The organism is Dysgonomonas reticulitermitis (assembly GCF_054601275.1).
The window spans coordinates 140,422-159,926 of record NZ_BAAHWU010000003.1 but is presented as its reverse complement, the minus strand read 5'-3'; the positions used below and the strand labels follow the sequence as shown (position 1 = coordinate 159,926).

Genomic DNA, 19,505 nt, shown 5'->3' with positions numbered 1-19,505 from the left:
TATATCTTGTATTTTTACTAAAAATAACGAAATAAACAAAGGCTAAACTTTTTTAAAGCCTAGCCTTTATCTGTTTTATAATGATTTATTAGTGTTTCTTTTACAAAGAATGTACGTGAGCAGCTAATTTTGATTTTAAATTGCCTGCTTTGTTTTTATGGATGACGTTCTTCTTCGCCAATCTGTCCAGCATAGAACATACTGACGGATATTGTTTTTGAGCTTCTTCCTTATCCGTTAATGCGCGGAATTTTTTTACGGCATTACGGGTAGTTTTAGCTACGTATCTGTTTCTCAAGCGTCTTACTTCGGCTTGTCTGATTCTTTTTTCTGCTGATTTGTGATTTGCCATGATGACTAATCCTTTTTTTGTTATTTATTATTTTCGTAGCCCATAGGGGAGTCGAACCCCTCTTTCAAGAATGAAAATCTTGCGTCCTAACCGATAGACGAATGGGCCATCTTGTGGATTGTTCTGTTTTTGCAGCTTTTATCCCTCGATTGCGGATGCAAAGGTAATCCATTTTTGATTATCTGCAAATATTTATAGTGGTTTTTTTAAGAATTCTTTATTCAGGTTTTAAATATAGTTGATTTTCAGGGATGTTTTATCTGTTATTTTTTGCCGTTTGTTTCTGCCTTTTGTTATAATGGAAAGAAACCATTATTTTTGTATTTACTAATAACACGAACCGGATGAGAAAAATTGTTATACTCCTATTTTACGCATGTTTATTTAGTCACATAATTGCGCAAGATCAATATAGGTCGCCTCTTGATATACCGGTTATGTTAAGCGCTAATTTTGGGGAACTGCGTCCAAATCATTTTCATTCCGGTATTGACCTGAAAACAGCGGGAGTAATAAATAAACCGGTTTATTCCATAGCTGACGGTTATATATCCCGCATATCTGTTTCTCCATCAGGCTATGGATTAGCTATATATGTAACACATGCTACCGGACAGACAAGTGTATATGGGCATTTGAATAAATACGCGTCGAAGGTAGCGGAGTATGTAAAAGCGAAACAATATGAACAGGAAAGTTTCAGCGTTGATTTGAAAGTAGAGAAAGATCTATTCCCTGTAAAAAAAGGCGATCTGATCGCATATAGTGGAAATTCCGGGTCTTCGGGTGGACCTCATGTCCACTTTGAAATAAGAGATACAGAAAGCCAAATGGCTGTTGATCCTTTAGTTTATTATAAAGATGTGATAGGGGATACGCAGCCACCTCATATAAAAGGTTTTGCCGTGTATCCTGTAAACGAAAAAGGCGCGGCCGATTTTAGTCGTGATCCCGCAAGAAGAAGTATATCTATAGAGAAGGGCGGAACATATGCACCTGTTAAAGATACCGTGGAGGTATGGGGTGTAATAGGCTTTGGCGTGTATGCCAACGATCGTATGAATGGTACCGGTAATATATACGGGGTGAAAAAAGTCCGTTTATTTTGTGATGGTGTAGAAATCTATTCTTCCGATATTTCGAGTGTCGATTTTAGCACAACGAGAATGATAAATAGTTTTATCGATTATGAATATTGGGTGAAGAAAAAGGATTTTTATCAAAAAATGTTTGTTGAACCGGGTAATAAATTGCAGATTTATAAGACTGTCAATAATGGATATGTAGATATAAAGGAAGAACGCTTATATAATCTTCGTTGCGAATTAGAAGATTTATATGGAAATCAGACTGTCTACGATTTTTATGTGAAAGGTAGGGAGCAGACTATTCCCCAAAAGAAAAGGTGTATGCAACAGATGAAATGGAATCAGGACAATAACTTCTCCGCCGGACGATTTTCCTTATCTATACTGAGAGGATACCTATATGATGATCTTTGTTTTATTCTGAAAAATAAACCGTCCGGGAAATATTTCTCGGATATATATCGTGTAAACGATGTGCATATCCCTTTACATAATTATTCTGAAATGTCTATTCCGCTGGAGAACGATACCGTAAGCAATAAGTCTCACTATGGTGTGGTTCGAATTGATGGCGCCAGGGAATCATGGATCGGAGGAACATATGAGAATGGAGTGTTGAAAGCCCGTATTCGTGATCTGGGCTATAGTTATGCTGTAAGTACAGATACTCAAGCGCCGGTAATAACTCCTGTACAGCCTGTCAGATGGGTGAAAAATGCGGAAATAAAGATTAAACTGTCAGATAATAAAAGTGGTATTCATTCGTATAGAGGCACCATAGATGGCAACTTCGTATTATTCACGAATGATGTAAAATCTTCTGTTTATATATACAAATTTGATGCAAAGAGACTGAAAAAAGGACAAAATCATAAACTGGTATTTACGGCTGTGGATGGAGCCGGAAATACCGGTAATTATGAGTATATGTTCAACTATTAATCAGGCTTTCGTATTCTTATTTGAATAGCATTTTCAATAGGAGTTTCGCTGACAAATATAAGATATCCGCCGCCGCCTGCGCCGCTGAGTTTCCAACCCATAGCTTGACCCTTGTATTTCTCTAAAGTATTGAGTATGTCGGCTGTCACCATATGAGGATACATGGTTATCTGTGCTTCAAAGCTTTCCTGTACTGATTTTCCAAACATTTGTAAGTCTTTGTCTTTGATAGCATTCCATGTATTTATGGCAGCATCGCTAAGTTTTTTCGCGTGCTCTGCTATAATATTTGTTTCACAAAGAACATCATAGTCATTATGACGAGGGTATAATGGTACAAGCCACAAATGTTTTTCTAACCAAACTAAAGTATCATTGTCAAGTATTCGTTCTATTTCAGATGGCCAGAATTCTCCGTTGTAATGCAGTTTGTTCAGTCCCGGAAGTACAATGCCTAACGCATCCTGCGAACCACTCACATATTTTGTTCCCGGAGGATTTTCATAGCAGAAAAGAGTTCTTGCCAATTTTTCTTTATCTCCTACCGGAATGTCTGTCTGCCACAGCTCTATTGCTTTTTTTCGCGAACTGGTAGACATACCGCTACGGTCATTAAACTCATAATCGGGCTCTATTGATATTGTGAGAACCGGGCCTGGGTATAAAGAACTAACATTGGGTTGGTCGAGCCATCCTCCGGCAAGATCGATGCGGTATGGTATCCGGCATTCCTCACGCAGCGCGGTAGTCGAACGTATAGGCAGATTGGCGTGAGGTATGCGTTGGCTTACCATATATTGTATATTTAACGTTTTACATAGCTGTTCTTTTAAGGCGCTGTGACCATCACTGTTTACAAAGAATATATCCGGCTTTAAAGTTTCAATTTCTTCAAGAAAATCTATAATGCCACTACCTCTGTTTATCCAGGCATCTTTCACAGACTTTAAGGCTTTTACCATATACAAGCGTTCTTGTTCGTTGTTTATGGTTTTTCGGGCTTTTAGTTCGTTGATTGTTTTGTCGGATCCTATTCCTACATATAACTCTCCGTATGTTGAGGCTTCCTCAAAAAATGCTACATGTCCACTATGTAACATATCATAGCATCCGCTTACAAATACTCTTTTCATGTTTTTTATAATATTTTAGTCCACAAATATAGCCTTTTATTCTTTAAGAGTAAATATTTGATCTTGTTTTACCATCAATTATTTATGTGAATCAGTAGTTGAAACGTTCAATTATTTTCATTATTTTCTACTGCGCGCAATCACAGATTGCTTGCGTCCCTCCCGTTTGGCGTAGGCGCGGCTAAAGCTTGACAAGGCAGCCGCTTGTCGTGCGTCAGCCTCCCGCGCATTAGTTCCGCAGGCGGGGAACCCACACGGAGCAGGCGGCGTAGAAAGGGACGGGGCGATAGCCCGTTCGTCCCTTTCAGACGGCAAACCGGTTGTGGGTCGCCGAGGGACGAAGCGCTAGCTTTTTGCTTACTTTTGGGCAATGCCAAAAGTAAGGGCAAGCCCGGTAGGGCGCGGCAGTGATGAGCATATGTTGAGAATATAAGCAATCTGTGATTGCGCGCAGAAGAAAATATTCGAACGTTTTTACACTACAGGAATAACTGTAACTGCTGATTGGCATTAAGTAATGGAAAGTATTTATTACAACATAATTTTCGTTTTTGTCATGCTGACGATAGGAAGCATCTCTTGTCAGTTCCGCTTTTAAGGAAAAGATCCTTCGTGCCTCAGGATGACAAAGAGAATGTTGCATTAATTATCATAGATTACTTATTAATAAATAAAGTAGTAATTTCTTTATTCCATTTTAAAAAGTATTTTTGTATAGCAGTTAACTTTATAAGATGGAAATTGTTTATAATACGATATAGCATATTTTGAATAGATATTATTTGTTTTTATACGACGAATATGGAACCGTATTCTCCATATATAAAAAAATATCTGAAAAAGATAGAAGCAGCAGGCTATTCGATAAATCCGAATGGAAGTCAATTGCATAAATCTATTGGTAACTATGAAGTGATAATAACAGATCTTACTGTAAAGAGTCTTTTTATGATAAAAACGGTATTGGTGTGGATCAAAAATACAGATACTAAAGTGATTGAAAAAGAGCAATTTTTCCGTCATGAAATAATGCCTCTTCCATTTTTCAAAATAGATGACTTTGCAAAAACTGTTATTGCTGACTTGAATGAATCGTGGGAAGAATTGCCGGATTCACAGGATAGCTTTGTAGCGAAAGATTTGGTACATGGTGTAAATATTAGTGATACAACTACCCTTAATCCTTATTAATTATGACTGTAAACTGAAAGAGCCCGACTAGGTTTGCATATAGTCAGGCTCTTTTGGTTTATAGCTTTTCTTATTGATTCTCAGGAATAATATCCTCTACAGTTGTTGCTAATCCGTTTATCCTTTGTTCTAAATTATATTTTCGGATTAACCCTGAAACTTCCGGGTCCAGAGGCGCCCGGTATACTTTGCCCGGATCCATTTCACATGCGTGCATTAAATGATCTATAGCTTCTTGATCTTTTCCGGAACGGATTGATAGTATCGTACGCAGATACTCGTTGTTTCCTGTTTCAGGCAAATTGTCCAATACTTCTTTAGCCTTGGCATTGTACCCCATACATATCAAGCACAAAGCTGTGTTATAGTCGGGGTAATCTGATAATATTTCCAATGCTTTCCAATACTCTCTGTCCTGTAATAGTTGTAGACCTTTTTCATAGTCAGGGCGTTCCTGTACATCTACCATTGTTTCCTCTGTCATATTCGGACGATGCATGTTAAATTCAAAGTCAGCCCTGCTCAACAAAGGGTAAATGAAATCGCGGATGGTTTTATAATCATCTGGGAAATCTTTTTTAATTTGTTTCTCTGTTTCATCCGGATGTATCGCGCTTCCCAGCATTCCTAATATCTGGGTCTTATTCATAATATCATTCCTTTGTTGGATTTGGCGAGCTAAAGTATTCCAGTCCTCTCCCGCGAACTGTATTTTAATAACATCTTCGGCATCCTTTATTTCACCTGAGAGAGATTTTACAAAATAGTTTTTTATAGATTTAGCCCGTTTTTCCGACAAAGTATAGTTATTGTCGTACGGACCATCTAATGCTGTAGTTACTCTTATAACGATACTATCCATCACGAACATGTTATCTTTGGTAAATGCTCTATACGTGTTTAGGACATTGTTTATTTCAGCTTTATTGTCGGCATAATTCAGATTGAAATCAAATTTATCCGGTGCGAATTTAGGATAAGCCGCCAGACGGTTGTATGCATCCCTGTGCAGCTTGGTTCTTTTGAAGATCAGCGAAGTATCGGCAAGCTGGGCTAACGAGGATATATAGTAAGAAATCGTATCGGCAGGAGGCATTACATATCTGCTACGATCCATTGCATCAACATGCGCATCCATTGTCAACCTTAGTTTTTTTAGTCCGACGGTTACAGGATGGTCTTGTTTGTATAAATAGACAAATGCTTTATTTGTTTCTATTATGGTATCCAGCCTCATGCCTTCTTCATATGGGAAAGGGATAAGTTCTTTTTCAACTTCCTCTTTGCGACTCGATTTCATCTCGTTTTCGGCTATAGCCTCAAACATATATCTGTTCGATGCGATTTCGATAGAATCAGCTTCGGTCATAACATTATTCATAATGTCGTCCAATGTGCGGCCTGCTTCATAAGCTTCACGAAACTTAGCAGGCAATTTCATGTAGTTGATTTTGAAATCCTCGTCGTCTAATACCAGGGATTGGGCATTTTTGTTGAACTTCTTCATATAGTGATCAAACAGGCCGAGAGTATCTTTACCCTTAGCCATATCCCTGATCACTTGTTCGCGGGCTTTACGCACGTATTCGTTATAGAATCTCTGACGGTAACCACTCAATTTTGCAAGTTGAGTTGCATCGAACTTACTTTTTTCGGTTTTCCATTTCTCGTATTCCATCTGTTTACTCCACTCCTTATAGTATTCTTCATAATACAAGTTTTGGCGATTTCGGATATCCTTATCTGTACCTGCCTTGTCAAAAAATACTTCGTCATACTGATCCTTGCCTATAATCGATTTCAGGTATTCGTCATAGTCTTTATAGTCCTGTTTTTGCTTAGCGTAAAAAGCCGGGCCTTTTAGAATAACATCCTTTAAGGGAATAATTGAATCATTATGGAGCAGTATTGGTGACAATGTCACCCTCCAGTTTTCGGAGAGAATTTCTTTTGGAACTCTCAATATAAAATCTACGTTAACACGACCATTGCGTTCAGGTGTAAAACGGGACTTTGCTGTAATGACTACCTCCGATAATTGTTGTACATCACTAAGACTGGTCGTTTTATTCGATTGTGTTTCTTCTGTTATTTTTTCGGGGTTTATATATGTTACTTCTTCCGATATAGTCGCAGAGCCCGCTCCAAGTTTGGACTTTTCCTGGAATGGCAATTCTATATTTGCCCGTTTCGACTGCATAAAAAGAGGTTTGACCATTGCTTCTTTTGGCGATTTTGACGAGTAAGAAAACGATGATCCAACGTCTTCTCCCCGGGAGGCTCTTATGTCGCGAACTGAGTTGGATGATTTACAGGAATACATTACCATTATGGCAAGTATACTTATTGGTATACATGCTAGTATAATCCGGGAAAGCGGATTAGGTATTTTTTTTTTCATAAGTTTGTATTTACGATCTCTGCCAATACTGTTGATCTTGTAAAGTTATTTTATTTGTTTTAGACAAAATCAATGCAAATATAATGATAATAGTGTAAATAAAAAGACCTCTCATTAATTTTTAGGTTTAATTATTAACCTAAGTATTAATGAGATCTGCTATTTGTAACGTAGAATAAGTATTATATGTTATTTATTGCTTGAAAACTAAATGTTAATATTAATTATTAACTTTGATGTATTATAAAAATTTAATAATGATATATATACAAGTCTCAGAAGATATAAAGAAAAATTGTCCTGATTTTACGGGTGCGGCTATCTTTGCCCAAGTGATTAATTCCGGTCATAGCGAGGAGCTATGGCGGCAGATCGATAACGAAATCGCATTATATAAAGCGACACATGAAATGGATGATGTAAAGAAAAACACGGCAATATCTGCCACCCGGCAAATCTATAAACGGTTAGGAAAGGACCCTAACCGCTACCGCCCTTCTGCGGAAGCATTATGTCGTCGGATCGTCAGAGAGTTGCCTCTATATCAGATTGATACTTTAGTCGACATCATAAACTTAGTTTCTATTCGTACGGGGTATTCTATCGGAGGTTTTGACGCGGAAAAAATAAAGGGTGACAGACTCGTTTTAGGAGTCGGTGTGCAGGATGAGCCTTATGAGGGTATCGGACGCGGCATGTTAAATATAGAAGGACTACCTGTTTACCGTGATGCCGAAGGTGGTATCGGTACCCCCACCAGTGACCATGAACGTACTAAGATAGACTTAGGAACCACCTGTTTTTTAGCTTTGATCAATGGTTATAGTGGAAAAGACGGTCTGTCTGACGCTGTGGTTTATATGCAATCTTTACTACGTGAATATGCGAATTCGGATGGTGGGACAGTCTTTTATTATTAAAGTAGTGAGTAGTGAGTAGTAAGTAGTAAGTAGTAAGTAGTGAGTAGTAAGTAGTGAGTAGTAAGTAGTAAGTAGTGAGTAGTGTACTAGAAATAATTGAATCTTTAAATCTTTAAATCTTTAAATTTTTAAATCCTTAAATCCTTAAATCTTTAAATCTTTAAAAACCTGATAAGATGAAAATATTAACGGGAACTCAAATTAAAGAGGCTGACCGGTATACAATAGAGAATGAGCCTATCGCCTCTATAGATCTTATGGAAAGGGCTTCCAATGCTATTTCTCATTGGATATCTGTCAATATAAATAAGCAATATCCGTTTTTATTCCTTATCGGAAAAGGGAATAATGGAGGAGATGGCTTGGCTGTAGCCCGTATTTTATCTCAAGAGGGTTATAATTGTTCCGTACTTTTGGCTTTTGATAACGCCGTTATGACGGATGAATGGAAAATAAATCTGGATCGTTTGCCCATGGAGGTAAAACCGGTAGGACCGGATTTTATATCAGCTGATACCATTATCGTAGATTCACTTTTGGGTACAGGAGTGACCGGAGAGGTAAAAGAACCGCTGCTGTCTGTCATTAATAAAATTAATTCATTGCCCAACAAGGTTATATCCATTGATTTGCCATCGGGTATGAAAAGTGAATTTGGGAATAAAAATCAAATAATAGTAAAATCGGATATAACCCTTACATTGGAATTTCCGAAACTAGCGATGTTACTGCCCGAAGCAGGAGGATTTTGTGGGAAAATAGAGATCTTGCCCATTGGGTTGAGTGCGGAATATCTGCGAAGATCCGGCTCTGCTTATACTTATATAACGAAAGAGTTTATCGATAATATAATACTCAGGCGGGATAAATTCGCCCATAAAGGTACTTATGGACATGCCTTGCTTATTTGTGGTTCCAGAGGAATGGCCGGTGCGGCTATATTATCTACCGGCGCAGCGCTCAGGTCGGGTTGTGGATTGGTAACAACGCATATACCCGCGGAAGAGCGATTTTCTGTACAGGCCGCTTACCCGTCCGCGCTTTTTAGTTTAGATGATGAATCTTGTTTCTCAGAATTACCGGATAATATATCTAAATATACGTCAGTAGGTATTGGCTGCGGTTTAGGGCAGTCGCACGATACCGAAGAGGCTTTTAAAAAGTTATTAAATGCTTTCTATAAACCGATGGTTATAGATGCCGACGCCTTGAATATAATATCTGAAAATTCGAAGATGAAACAAAGTATACCTAAAGGCTCTATCCTTACTCCTCATTTGGGCGAACTTACCCGTTTAGTAGGAGTGTGGCATAGCGAGGAAGAAAAAATAGCTTTGGTGCGTCGTCTGGCTTCCAACCTTAAATCGATTATTATAGTAAAAGGAGCGCATACGATGATCTGCCTGCCGGATGGAGAATGTTATTTCAACCCGACAGGAAATAGTGGAATGGCGAAAGGTGGGAGTGGCGATGTTCTGACGGGCTATATTACCGGATTGTTGGCAAGAGGGTATAATAGTTCTCACGCTGCGATTTTGGGTGTATATATTCATGGCTTAGCAGGAGACAGAGCCGCCGAAATCTATGGTATGGATGCTATGAACAGTAAAGACCTTATTGATAACTTGCATTACTGCTGATTTTTCGGCTGTTCAAGATTTATGTTAATTGAACGAACAGATAATACAATATGCGATTTGCCCGTTAGGGCATTCATATCAATAGAAAAAATGCACAACACAACAACGAATCCCCGTAGGGGATTCACAATTTAATACGTTGAAAATATGGCAAATACCTATACGCAAATTTACATTCATTACGTTTTCGCCGTTCAAAACCGGTTGGGTTTGATACAAAACCGTTGGCGAGACGAATTATACAAATACATGACCGGCACAATTACAAACAAAGAACATAAATTGCTCACAATCGGCGGAATGCCCGACCATGTTCACGCATTGGTAAGTATGTCGCCCAAACAGTCGCCGTCAGATTTGATGGCTGACGTAAAACGCAGTTCTTCGTTATGGATTAACGACAAGCGTTTGGTAATGGGTAATTTTTCGTGGCAAGAGGGTTTTGGCGCTTTCAGTTACGGTAAATCGCAAATTCACGATGTTGTAAATTATATAGAAACACAAGAACAGCACCATAAAAAACGGACATTTATGGAAGAGTACCTCGAATTTCTAAAATTATTTGAAATAGAATACGATGAACGGTATGTTTTTAAACCCATTGAATAACGTGAAACCTCTAACGAGGTATTATGTAAAAAGGGGTAGATTATCTTCTATTGATATGAAAATCCTAACGGATTATCAACGCTTTTTGCCCGTCAGGGCATTTATGTTAATCGAACGAACAGATAATACAATATGCGATTTGCCCGTTAGGGCATTCATATCAATAGAAAAAATGCACAACACAACAACAAATCCCCGTAGGGGATTCATACTTTAACAGGTTAAAAATATGGCAAATTAAACCCATTGAATAACGTGAAACCTCTAACGAGGTATTATGTAAAAGACGGTAAATTATTTTCTATTGATATGAATGCCCTGACGGGCAAGAAATTACCCCCGCCGGTGCGATTATGTAACCGTGACCCAGGAGTGGTCGGAAGATTTCAATATATCATATATTGTTGTTTATCAATTCAATAGTTTGTAATCAGGTCGGTAAATATATTTTATGACACTGAGTACCACTGAGCAGACACTGAGGTTAGCTGTCAGCTGTTAGCCGAAAACATTTTATCATTTTCAAATTCGCTCATTTTCAAATTTTCCCTTGTCCCTGCCCGTTTATTATATATCAGGGCAGCCACAAGGGATCGCCCCTACGACAATTGGTATTCGTCTATATAAATATTTTCTATAATGCATATCCTCAAAATATTTGAGTAAAAGGTGGTTTATTAGAAAACTTCCCTGTATTTTTAGCATAAAGATAGTTTCTAATACTCATTTGATTTTTTTTTACATTCATGAAGATACACGAATATCAAGCAAAAGATCTATTCTCGTCTTGGGGTATCCCTGTGAAAAAATATGTCCTGTGCTATCGAGCAGACGAGGCAGCAAAGGCATACGATGAAATAACAACAAAGTGTGTTGTGGTCAAAGCACAGGTTCTGACCGGAGGACGTGGTAAAGCAGGAGGCGTAAAGCTGGCTAAAACAAAAGATGAAGCATTACATCATGCGAAAAATATTTTAGGACTGACCATCAAAGACTTTCCCGTTACAAAAGTTATTGTAAGCGAGAGTGTCGATATAAAGGCAGAGTATTATGTGAGTTTTATTATCGACAGGAACTCAAAGGCAGTCGTATTAATGATGAGTGCCGAAGGGGGAATGGAGATAGAAGAAGTCGCCGCCGAAACACCCGGAAAAATACATAAGTTCGTTATCGATCCTATAATTGGATTGCCTGATTATCTGGCCCGTAGATACGCGTTTGTTTTGTTTGATAACATTGCTTATGTCAATCAGATGGCAGACATTCTGCAAAAATTATATAAGCTGTTTATAGATACGGATGCTTCCTTGGCGGAAATAAATCCGTTGGTTGTTACCAGTGCGGAAGAATTAGTTGCTGTAGATGCTAAAATGACATTTGACGATAATGCATTGTACCGTCAGCCGGATATACTATCGTTGTTCGAACCGACAGAAGATGAAAAGGTAGAAACGTATGCCAAAGAAAAAGGATTCAGTTTTGTTCATCTCGATGGAGAAATCGGTTGTATGGTCAATGGCGCCGGTCTGGCAATGGCTACTATGGATATGATAAAACTGTACGGCGGGACTCCTGCTAACTTTTTGGATATAGGGGGAAGCTCTAATCCGAATAAAGTTATAGATGCGATGAAATTGTTGTTGAAAGACCGAAAAGTGAAAGTTGTTCTGATTAACATATTCGGAGGTATTACTCGTTGCGATGATGTTGCTTCCGGTTTGCTAGCCGCTTTTCAGCAACTGGATACCGATATTCCTGTGATTGTCCGCCTGACCGGAACAAATGAAAAAGAAGGTCGCGAAATGCTGAAAGGGAGTCGCTTCAAGGTTGCCGAAACAATGGGTGAAGCAACACGTATGGCTGTAGAAGCTTCGAAGTAAAAATTTACAGCTCATATTCATAATTAAAAAATCAATAACATGAGTATACTTATAAATGAATCAACACGTTTGATCGTACAAGGAATTACCGGACGGGATGGTAGTTTTCATACAAAAAAGATGTTAGAATACGGTACTAACATTGTCGGAGGTACAACGCCGGGTAAGGGAGGGACCGAAATACTTGGAGTTCCCGTTTTCAATACCGTATACGAAGCCATAGAAAAAACACAAGCCAATACATCCATTATATTTGTTCCTGCCCGTTTTGCGGCTGATGCGATTATGGAGGCAGCCGATGCCGGAATAAAACTGATAATCTGCATATCGGAAGGTGTGCCTACTTTAGATGCCGTGAAAGCATATCGTTTTACCCAACTGAAAGGAGCTATGCTGATCGGCCCTAATTGTCCGGGACTAATGTCTCCTGATAAGTGCCTGGTCGGTATTCTTCCGGGACAGATATTCAGGAAAGGCAATATCGGTGTTATAAGCCGGAGCGGGACGCTTACCTATGAAGTGGTATATCACCTGACTGCTAATGGAATGGGACAATCGTCTGCCGTAGGAATGGGTGGTGATCCTGTTGTAGGCTTGTATTTTCGTGAGCTATTGCAGATGTTGCAGGATGATCCTGAAACAGACGCTATTGTTATGATAGGCGAAATAGGAGGTAATGCCGAAGAATTAGCCGCCGAATATATTAAGAATCATGTAACAAAACCTGTAGTGAGCTTCATTGCCGGACAATCAGCTCCTCCCGGGAAACAGATGGGGCATGCCGGAGCAATAATATCAAGCGGTTCGGGTACAGCTGCTGAAAAAATAGCAGCTTTGGAGGCGGCCGGAGTTCAGGTTGCAAAAGAACCATCGGAGATTCCGTATATATTGAAAGAAAAATTAGGAAAATAACGGTAAATGGCAGGAGTGGTCGGAAGATTTTATAGTATTAGCTATTAGTTAATTACAACTTATTTTATCAGAAAAAAACAGTTACACTGAGTACCACTGAGCAGACACTGAGGTTCACTGAGACTAAAAAAACTCAGTGTTTCTCCGTGTCTGCTCAGTGGTACTCAGTGTCATAAAATATATTTACCGACCTGATTACAAACTATCGAATTGATAAACAACAACATATGATATATTGAAATCTTCCGACCACTACTGGGTAAATGGCCCTTCTCTTTTCGAGAGGGGTTTCTTTTTATTCTTCGATAATAATATCGAACTGATGGAGAAGTCCGGCTAAACCATCTTTGGCAAAACGGGCTTTTTTGATACTGTTTTGACTTAAATCTATCGAATAGTTATAAGCAGATGTAAAATCAGTTTCCTGAATATTCGTATTGTAAAAAATAGCCTCGTTGAGGTCTGTGTTTATGAATTTAGATTGCTTTATATCTGCGTCGCCAAAATCTACACCCTTGAGGGACGAATCTTTAAAAATGGTTTTACTCATCTTCCGTTTCTCAAAAGAGCTGTAATCAAGCATACAGTTATCAAAACGTACTTCGAAGATAAAATCGTGACAATTATTGAACTTTACGCCTAGTATCTTACAGTTTCTGAACTCTGCATTGTTCAGGGTTGACTGGTTAAAGTCTGTCATAGATAAATTGCAGTTGATGAAGGTACAATCGGTGAAGTTGCAGGATGAAATCTTAGCTTCCGAAAAGTTACAGTTAGAGAAAGCGCAGCCTTCGAATACGTCTTTCGTTAATCCCGGCGAATAGGTAACTCCATCGAATATTTTATCTTCGAAAACAGGCATTATTCCCTTATTATCTTTATCTCTCCGCTCTTTCCGAGTTTTATAATACTGGATGCTTTGGCTTTAGCCGTATCATCCTGACGGTATTGAACAATATAATCGACACTGTTTTTTATTTCATCACTGATCTCGCTAAAATTGGTAGGGGAAGGTTCTCCGCTAATATTAGCCGATGTAGATACCAAAGCTTTGCGGAAACGGTTGCATAGCCCTTGCGAGAAAGTTTCTTTTGTTATTCTGATAGCCAGGCTGCCATCTTCGGCTATCAGATTAGATGCCACATTCCGTGCTTTATCGTATATAATAGTAAGAGGCTTGTCAGCCAATTCTATTAAGTCCCAGGCAACATCGGGCACATCTTCGATATAAAAATTCAGCTTTGCAGGACTGTCCAACAATGTGATTAAAGCCTTGCTGTCGGTACGCTTTTTAAGTTCATAAACCCGTCGAACAGCATCTTCATTGGTGGCGTCGCAACCAATTCCCCAGATAGTATCGGTAGGATAGAGGATCAAGCCTCCGGCCACCAACGTGTCAAAGGCTTTTTTTATATCTTCGTTCATTTGCTTTTGTTTATAAGCTGGCAAAGCTGCACATCTTCGAACCTCTCTCCGCGTTGTACCCAGTCTTTCAATATGCCGACATGTTTAAAATCCGCTTTTTCGAAGAGGCTGATACTTTTGGTATTGCTTAGCGATATATAGGCATATATTTGATGCAGGCGTAAAAAATTGAATGCATAATCTCTTGTCAGCTCCAATGCTTGGGTTGCGTATTGTTTTTTACGATAAATCTCATCGATCAATATTCCGATACCGGCTCTACGATTATGTGGATCGATATCATAGAGATCGATAGTCCCGATGGTAATATCTCCATTTTTATCTGTAAGGTCTATCATTAGCCGTAGTTGTTTGCTTTGATAGATATCCATCTCTATAGCATTATTGATATATTCACGCAATACCAGCTTCGAATAAGGAGCAAGAGTATTTCCGTGTATCCATAATTCTGTCGAATTTTCCCATTTATAGAGTATTTCCAGGTCTTCCGGCTCGACGGCTCGAAGGCTTAATTGTGAATTTTTTAAAAGCATATTGTAGTGTTGTTTTTAGAAACTGTTTAAATTTTATTCGTTCAGATTTTCAGAACTATTTTTAGAGTGATTTTTTCTTTTTTGAAGTGCGAATAGCGGGCTATTCAAACTGAAAAAAGGGAAAAATAAGATAAAAAGAGACTGAAAATGAACGAAGATAGTATTATAATAAAATATTCGTATAAAATTTAAACAGTTTCTTAATCAGTATTTGTCTTTTTCGAACATTTCTCCCAAACGGATGAAGAAATTCTTTTTTCTGCGGCGGATGCATTGATTTTCTCCGGACGACATCATTATCTTTTCGAAAGAATTTTCTCCTTTTTCTGTTGCTTTAATAGTATGGTAGATAACACCCCAATCGGGAAGCCCACCTAGATTGCGGTCGTCGATAAAAAGATCTGCATCAAGTTTTCGAGAGGCTTTTGAAGGATCTTCTTCCGGATGATTTCTATTGGCAGCATAAAATTTTACACCATTACTTTCGCAATAGGCCATTGCTTCTTGCAACAAACTCCCACTGCGTACCGACCACAAGAGAAGGGTGTGACCATCTTTTTGTAGCTGTTGTAAGGTTTCGATTGCAAAGGGAATAGGACGCCCTATCTTCGGATATTCGTGTTCTACGATTGTTCCGTCAAAATCTACTGCAATAATCATATTATAAGTTTAATCATTTTCTGACTTTTCATTTTGTAATGCTTGTCTGTTCGGATAACAAAAAAACAGTGCAAAGATAATCATTATTGTCAAATACATTGTATTGTGTGAATTATACAATTGGAAGCCTGTCAGGTTAAGTATAGCTACTATGTCGAATGTGATGAGACGTAAGTAGTAAGCTATTGTATATTTCTTAATAAATTTATCTTGGCTCAAACTTTTTATTTTCTGGTGATAAGAATGAAAAAGTTTCAACGATATTGGTATTATAGCCAATGTAAGAATGATCGCATACCTCTCAAAAGCAATGTTCGTTGTCGGAAAAGAAGCAAAGTCCGGCCCTTTGGCTTTGAGTACAAAGAGCAGAGCGATTGCCAGGAGAATGATATTTACCCAAAAAACTATTATTTGGAGGGTATGTGATTTTTTTATTTGATTACTCATTCATTCATTCATTCATTCATTCATTCGTTCGTTCGTTTATATTCTGTACGATTCGTTAAAAAGGGTACGGTTTAAAATAGATCGTCCTAATGTAACTTCATCCGCGTATTCTATTTCATCACCGATGGAAATACCGCGGGCAATCATCGAAACTTTTACATTGTATGGTGATAACTTCTTGTAAATATAGAAGTTAGTTGTGTCCCCTTCCATCGTAGTACTCAAAGCTAATATTACTTCGTTAATTCCTCCCGTAGATATACGTTCCACCAGGCTCTCTATCTCAAGATCGGCCGGGCCAATGCCATCGATAGGTGAAATAATTCCACCCAACACATGGTAGAGGCCTTTATACTGCATCGTGTTTTCGATAGCCATCACTTCTTTTATATTTTCTACGACACACACCGTGGCAGAGTCGCGGGATTTGTCCTGGCAGGTAGAGCACACCTCGTTGTCGCATATATTATGGCAGACCTTGCAGTATTTTACCTGATGTTTTAGTGATACGAGCGCTTGAGAAAAATTATCTACAGTAGCATCATCCTGCCGCAGCAAGTGCAGAATAAGGCGTAATGCCGTTTTTCTGCCTATACCCGGAAGCTTGGCAAATTCGTTTACCGCGTTCTCTAATAAGGCTGAAGGATACTTCTGGTTCATTATTATTAATTAAGGCCGTAAAGATAATAATTATTGAGAATTTTTCTCTCCATAGAGCGGTTAAAACTACATTAAATACGTTATCAGGATATATCAACTAATAAAAATAGTTTTTTAACTAAAAATATTAGTTTATAAACTAAATTATATAGTTATTTGTAGAAAAATATGATCGGATTATGAAAGACTTAACTGTAAGGGAAGAAGAATTAATGTGTTTCTTTTGGGAAAAAGGTCCTTTGTTTGTAAAAGAAATACTGAGTTTTTGCGATGAGCCCAAGCCTCATTTCAATACATTATCCACTATTGTGAGGGGATTGGAGGAAAAGGGTTTTCTGTCTCACAATACTTTTGGCAATACCTATCAATATTACCCGGTTGTATCTGAAAGCGATTTCAGGAAAGGCACACTAAAGGGTGTAATCAAGAAATATTTTAATAATTCGTATCTCAGTGCGGTATCGTCTTTGGTGCAGGAGGAGGATATTTCTTTGGAAGAGTTGAAGCAGTTGATAAAGGACGTGGAAAATTCTAACAAATAGTGCTATGGGTGATTTCTTTGTATATATATTAAAGTCGGCAGCCTGTCTGGTCGTATTTTATCTGTTCTTCCGTTTGTTGCTGAACAGGGATACATTCCATCGCTTTAATCGTATCGCGGTTCTTTGCATACTGGTTTTATCTGTTATTGTGCCATTTTGCAATATTCATATGGATACTCAGATTCAGGTAAATCAGGCTGTTGTTGAATTTCACCAGTTATTTGTCGAACCGGATAATGTTGCAACTGTTACTCAATCAGATAATTCCTTGACATGGATACACGGGGTGTTAATTGTTTATCTGGCGGGAATTATATTCTTCCTATTTCGGAATGTTTATTTTCTGCTATGTATGCGGCGTTTATTACAACAAGGCAGGGCGGAAAAACCGGATAGCAGGGTTAAGCTTGTGGTACACGATAAAATTATATCTCCATTCAGCTGGATGAATTACATTATAGTATCGGAGAATGATTTAAGGGAAAACGGCAAGGAAATAATGGCGCATGAAATGGCGCACGTGCGTAAACTCCATTCGATAGATATTTTGTTAGCCGATATTTGTATTGTCTTTCAATGGTTTAACCCGGCTATATGGCTTATTAAACAAGAGTTGCAGAATATACATGAGTACGAAGCGGACGAGTATGTGCTAAAAGAAGGTATCGATGCTAAACATTATCAATTATTATTAATAAAAAAAGCTGTCGGCAAAAGGCTCTACTCAATGGCCAACAGCTTTAATCACAGTAAACTTAAAAAACGTATAACCATGATGTCAAAACAAAAATCAAGCCCGTGGGCCAGATTGAAGTATCTTTATGTACTTCCGGTAACAGTAGTAGCAATAACAGCATTTGCCCGCCCCGAAATTTCCGGTCAATTGAACAAAATCGCAGAAGTCAAAGTTAGTGATTTTTCCGGAATGGCAAAAGTAAGTGATGCTGCAAAAAGTAATTTTTTAGTAAATGATACGACCGATGTATTTGAGTTCACAAAAACTCCTGTAAAAAAATCTGAAAAGGTTGAGGTCTCAAAGAAATCGTCTCTTCCTGCAAAAGAAGATGAGGTATTTGTTATGACAAATATTCCGATAAAAGAATCTGAAAAGGAATCTGTAACAAAGAGCGTAAGCGGTATTGTAAAAGACTCTTCAGGTAATCCGGTCGTTGGAGCTTCCGTCGTGATTGTTGGTACAAAAAGAGGTACCATCACTGATATGTATGGTAAGTTTGTATTAGATGTTCCCGATGATGCAACTCTTGCAATATCTATGATCGATATGAAAAGTGCGACAGTTAAAGTTGATAAATCGAATTATCTGACAATAACTTTGAATTCACAGAGTTCTGGTCAGAATTCTGGAGTTTCTTCAATCCCTTTTGAAAAAGAAGGTGACACAACTTTTATAAACTGGATAGCAAATAAAGCGCCTCTAATTGTTATAGATGGGAAGAAGGAACCAAACAATGCTTTAAAGAAACTCAACCCTAATAACATAAAAATAATTACAATATTGAAGGCAGATGAAGCTGTTAAGCTATATGGTGAAGAGGGACAAGAGGGAGCCGTTATTGTTACTACTAAATAATATATAGTCAAACAAAAACAGGCTGATCATTCCGGTCAGCCTGTCCTTTTTTAGAAGCTGAAATTGCAATTATTGCAATTTCATATTTTTTTCTTTCGCAAATTCTTTTTGAACGGCAAGTAAAGCTGCTTCTTTTTCAGTAACATCCTTTACAACATTGTTATACTCTTCATAAAAAGCAGTCGCTTGTTCTTCTGTCGGTTCATTTCCTAGAGAAGATGCTTTCTCTCCTAGAGTAATAATTTTTTTAGCAGATTCAAAATAATCGATAGCTGCTTCTTTAAACTTTTCGCCTCCCGAAGGAGTGTTCAGGCCTTTGATAACTTCGATACTTTTATCCAGTTTTGTTAAAAGGCTATCACTGACAGCTTTAATTTCTGCGAAAGAATTGTTTGTGGCAGCCTGACTCAGTTTATTGCTATAATCTTCTATAGCAGAAAACATCGACGTCTGTTCTTTAATAATCGAATCGTTGAATTTTACTGCATCTGCTCCGCATGATGTAAGAATCAACATCACAACAACTAACGAAAATAATACTTTTTTCATTTTTTTCATTTTTTAGTAGTTTTATAAAAG

Annotated in this window: 19 protein-coding genes, 1 tRNA gene and 1 pseudogene; 9 read left to right on the top strand and 12 right to left on the bottom strand. The window is 38.1% G+C overall.

The window, feature by feature from the left end:
- Positions 1 to 100: 100 nt before the first annotated feature.
- Positions 101 to 352, bottom strand: a complete 252-nt coding sequence (gene rpsT / locus ACYPZI_RS02820; RefSeq protein ID WP_459598385.1) for a 30S ribosomal protein S20 — start codon at positions 350 to 352, stop codon at positions 101 to 103.
- Between the two features lie 36 nt (positions 353 to 388).
- Positions 389 to 460, bottom strand: a tRNA-Glu gene (locus ACYPZI_RS02815).
- A gap of 329 nt (positions 461 to 789) precedes the next feature.
- On the opposite strand from ACYPZI_RS02815, the gene ACYPZI_RS02810 reads away from it, so the two are divergent.
- The gene (locus ACYPZI_RS02810) at positions 790 to 2,382 is read left to right on the top strand and encodes a M23 family metallopeptidase (RefSeq protein ID WP_459598383.1); all 1,593 of its coding nucleotides are present in this window, start codon (positions 790 to 792) and stop codon (positions 2,380 to 2,382) included.
- Here ACYPZI_RS02810 and ACYPZI_RS02805 read toward each other — a convergent pair.
- Both ACYPZI_RS02805 and ACYPZI_RS02800 read right to left on the bottom strand, forming a co-directional pair.
- A complete protein-coding gene (locus ACYPZI_RS02805) occupies positions 2,379 to 3,515 on the bottom strand; it encodes an adenylyltransferase/cytidyltransferase family protein (protein WP_459598381.1) in 1,137 nt (378 codons plus the stop codon). The two genes, ACYPZI_RS02810 and ACYPZI_RS02805, sit on opposite strands and share 4 nt — an antisense overlap.
- A gap of 140 nt (positions 3,516 to 3,655) precedes the next feature.
- Entirely contained in the window at positions 3,656 to 3,952 is a 297-nt protein-coding gene (locus ACYPZI_RS02800) for a hypothetical protein (RefSeq protein ID WP_459598379.1), read from the bottom strand.
- Positions 3,953 to 4,316: 364 nt separating this feature from the next.
- On the opposite strand from ACYPZI_RS02800, the gene ACYPZI_RS02795 reads away from it, so the two are divergent.
- The gene (locus ACYPZI_RS02795) at positions 4,317 to 4,706 is read left to right on the top strand and encodes a hypothetical protein (RefSeq protein ID WP_459598377.1); all 390 of its coding nucleotides are present in this window, start codon (positions 4,317 to 4,319) and stop codon (positions 4,704 to 4,706) included.
- A 70-nt stretch (positions 4,707 to 4,776) separates the two neighbouring features.
- Here ACYPZI_RS02795 and ACYPZI_RS02790 read toward each other — a convergent pair whose 3' ends face one another.
- Positions 4,777 to 7,107 carry an OmpA family protein gene (locus tag ACYPZI_RS02790; protein ID WP_459598375.1) on the bottom strand — a complete coding sequence of 777 codons (2,331 nt, stop codon included), beginning with the start codon at positions 7,105 to 7,107 and terminating at the stop codon, positions 4,777 to 4,779.
- A gap of 257 nt (positions 7,108 to 7,364) precedes the next feature.
- On the opposite strand from ACYPZI_RS02790, the gene ACYPZI_RS02785 reads away from it, so the two are divergent.
- The 5 genes from ACYPZI_RS02785 to sucD all read left to right on the top strand — a co-directional run bounded on the left by ACYPZI_RS02785 (position 7,365) and on the right by sucD (position 13,068).
- Positions 7,365 to 8,027 (top strand): B3/B4 domain-containing protein, encoded by a 663-nt coding sequence (locus ACYPZI_RS02785; protein WP_459598373.1) that lies wholly within the window; start codon positions 7,365 to 7,367, stop codon positions 8,025 to 8,027.
- A gap of 176 nt (positions 8,028 to 8,203) precedes the next feature.
- The gene (locus ACYPZI_RS02780) at positions 8,204 to 9,667 is read left to right on the top strand and encodes an NAD(P)H-hydrate dehydratase (RefSeq protein WP_459598371.1); all 1,464 of its coding nucleotides are present in this window, start codon (positions 8,204 to 8,206) and stop codon (positions 9,665 to 9,667) included.
- 147 nt (positions 9,668 to 9,814) lie between these two features.
- Positions 9,815 to 10,276 (top strand): IS200/IS605 family transposase, encoded by a 462-nt coding sequence (gene tnpA, locus ACYPZI_RS02775; protein WP_459598369.1) that lies wholly within the window; start codon positions 9,815 to 9,817, stop codon positions 10,274 to 10,276.
- A gap of 746 nt (positions 10,277 to 11,022) precedes the next feature.
- Positions 11,023 to 12,156: an ADP-forming succinate--CoA ligase subunit beta gene (gene sucC, locus ACYPZI_RS02770; RefSeq protein WP_459598367.1), complete on the top strand. Its 1,134-nt coding sequence runs from the start codon at positions 11,023 to 11,025 to the stop codon at positions 12,154 to 12,156.
- 39 nt (positions 12,157 to 12,195) lie between these two features.
- Entirely contained in the window at positions 12,196 to 13,068 is an 873-nt protein-coding gene (sucD, locus tag ACYPZI_RS02765; protein WP_459598365.1) for a succinate--CoA ligase subunit alpha, read from the top strand.
- Between the two features lie 295 nt (positions 13,069 to 13,363).
- Here sucD and ACYPZI_RS02760 read toward each other — a convergent pair whose 3' ends face one another.
- From ACYPZI_RS02760 to recR, 6 genes are all read right to left on the bottom strand, one after another.
- Entirely contained in the window at positions 13,364 to 13,930 is a 567-nt protein-coding gene (locus tag ACYPZI_RS02760) for a pentapeptide repeat-containing protein (RefSeq protein ID WP_459598363.1), read from the bottom strand.
- Entirely contained in the window at positions 13,930 to 14,493 is a 564-nt protein-coding gene (locus tag ACYPZI_RS02755; protein WP_459598361.1) for an L-threonylcarbamoyladenylate synthase, read from the bottom strand. The genes ACYPZI_RS02760 and ACYPZI_RS02755 overlap by 1 nt, the downstream gene beginning before the upstream one ends.
- Positions 14,490 to 15,026: a GNAT family N-acetyltransferase gene (locus ACYPZI_RS02750; protein ID WP_459598357.1), complete on the bottom strand. Its 537-nt coding sequence runs from the start codon at positions 15,024 to 15,026 to the stop codon at positions 14,490 to 14,492. Before ACYPZI_RS02750 ends, ACYPZI_RS02755 begins: the two co-directional genes overlap by 4 nt.
- A 204-nt stretch (positions 15,027 to 15,230) precedes the next feature.
- The gene (locus ACYPZI_RS02745) at positions 15,231 to 15,686 is read right to left on the bottom strand and encodes a BT0820 family HAD-type phosphatase (protein ID WP_459598355.1); all 456 of its coding nucleotides are present in this window, start codon (positions 15,684 to 15,686) and stop codon (positions 15,231 to 15,233) included.
- Between the two features lie 9 nt (positions 15,687 to 15,695).
- Positions 15,696 to 16,133 (bottom strand): hypothetical protein, encoded by a 438-nt coding sequence (locus ACYPZI_RS02740; RefSeq protein ID WP_459598353.1) that lies wholly within the window; start codon positions 16,131 to 16,133, stop codon positions 15,696 to 15,698.
- 36 nt (positions 16,134 to 16,169) lie between these two features.
- Positions 16,170 to 16,793, bottom strand: coding sequence for a recombination mediator RecR (gene recR, locus ACYPZI_RS02735; RefSeq protein ID WP_459598351.1), 624 nt, complete (start codon positions 16,791 to 16,793; stop codon positions 16,170 to 16,172).
- Between the two features lie 179 nt (positions 16,794 to 16,972).
- Here recR and ACYPZI_RS02730 point away from each other — a divergent pair, with 179 nt between their 5' ends.
- Together ACYPZI_RS02730 and ACYPZI_RS02725 are read left to right on the top strand one after the other, a co-directional pair.
- The gene (locus ACYPZI_RS02730) at positions 16,973 to 17,335 is read left to right on the top strand and encodes a BlaI/MecI/CopY family transcriptional regulator (protein ID WP_459598349.1); all 363 of its coding nucleotides are present in this window, start codon (positions 16,973 to 16,975) and stop codon (positions 17,333 to 17,335) included.
- A gap of 4 nt (positions 17,336 to 17,339) precedes the next feature.
- Positions 17,340 to 18,671 (top strand): annotated as a pseudogene (locus ACYPZI_RS02725) (M56 family metallopeptidase); the annotation flags it as partial.
- Positions 18,672 to 18,995: 324 nt separating this feature from the next.
- On the opposite strand, the gene ACYPZI_RS02720 reads toward ACYPZI_RS02725, so the two are convergent.
- A complete protein-coding gene (locus ACYPZI_RS02720) occupies positions 18,996 to 19,475 on the bottom strand; it encodes an LIC11966 family surface protein (RefSeq protein ID WP_459598347.1) in 480 nt (159 codons plus the stop codon).
- Between the last annotated feature and the right edge of the window lie 30 nt (positions 19,476 to 19,505).

Coding starts and splice junctions, on each gene's coding strand:
- rpsT (WP_459598385.1), bottom strand. CDS start 352: ATGGCAAATCACAAATCAGCAGAAAAAAGAATCAGACAAGCCGAAGTA.
- ACYPZI_RS02810 (WP_459598383.1), top strand. CDS start 790: ATGTTAAGCGCTAATTTTGGGGAACTGCGTCCAAATCATTTTCATTCC.
- ACYPZI_RS02805 (WP_459598381.1), bottom strand. CDS start 3,515: ATGAAAAGAGTATTTGTAAGCGGATGCTATGATATGTTACATAGTGGA.
- ACYPZI_RS02795 (WP_459598377.1), top strand. CDS start 4,317: ATGGAACCGTATTCTCCATATATAAAAAAATATCTGAAAAAGATAGAA.
- ACYPZI_RS02790 (WP_459598375.1), bottom strand. CDS start 7,107: ATGAAAAAAAAAATACCTAATCCGCTTTCCCGGATTATACTAGCATGT.
- ACYPZI_RS02785 (WP_459598373.1), top strand. CDS start 7,365: ATGATATATATACAAGTCTCAGAAGATATAAAGAAAAATTGTCCTGAT.
- ACYPZI_RS02780 (WP_459598371.1), top strand. CDS start 8,204: ATGAAAATATTAACGGGAACTCAAATTAAAGAGGCTGACCGGTATACA.
- tnpA (WP_459598369.1), top strand. CDS start 9,815: ATGGCAAATACCTATACGCAAATTTACATTCATTACGTTTTCGCCGTT.
- sucC (WP_459598367.1), top strand. CDS start 11,023: ATGAAGATACACGAATATCAAGCAAAAGATCTATTCTCGTCTTGGGGT.
- sucD (WP_459598365.1), top strand. CDS start 12,196: ATGAGTATACTTATAAATGAATCAACACGTTTGATCGTACAAGGAATT.
- ACYPZI_RS02760 (WP_459598363.1), bottom strand. CDS start 13,930: ATGCCTGTTTTCGAAGATAAAATATTCGATGGAGTTACCTATTCGCCG.
- ACYPZI_RS02755 (WP_459598361.1), bottom strand. CDS start 14,493: ATGAACGAAGATATAAAAAAAGCCTTTGACACGTTGGTGGCCGGAGGC.
- ACYPZI_RS02750 (WP_459598357.1), bottom strand. CDS start 15,026: ATGCTTTTAAAAAATTCACAATTAAGCCTTCGAGCCGTCGAGCCGGAA.
- ACYPZI_RS02745 (WP_459598355.1), bottom strand. CDS start 15,686: ATGATTATTGCAGTAGATTTTGACGGAACAATCGTAGAACACGAATAT.
- ACYPZI_RS02740 (WP_459598353.1), bottom strand. CDS start 16,133: ATGAGTAATCAAATAAAAAAATCACATACCCTCCAAATAATAGTTTTT.
- recR (WP_459598351.1), bottom strand. CDS start 16,793: ATGAACCAGAAGTATCCTTCAGCCTTATTAGAGAACGCGGTAAACGAA.
- ACYPZI_RS02730 (WP_459598349.1), top strand. CDS start 16,973: ATGAAAGACTTAACTGTAAGGGAAGAAGAATTAATGTGTTTCTTTTGG.
- ACYPZI_RS02720 (WP_459598347.1), bottom strand. CDS start 19,475: ATGAAAAAAGTATTATTTTCGTTAGTTGTTGTGATGTTGATTCTTACA.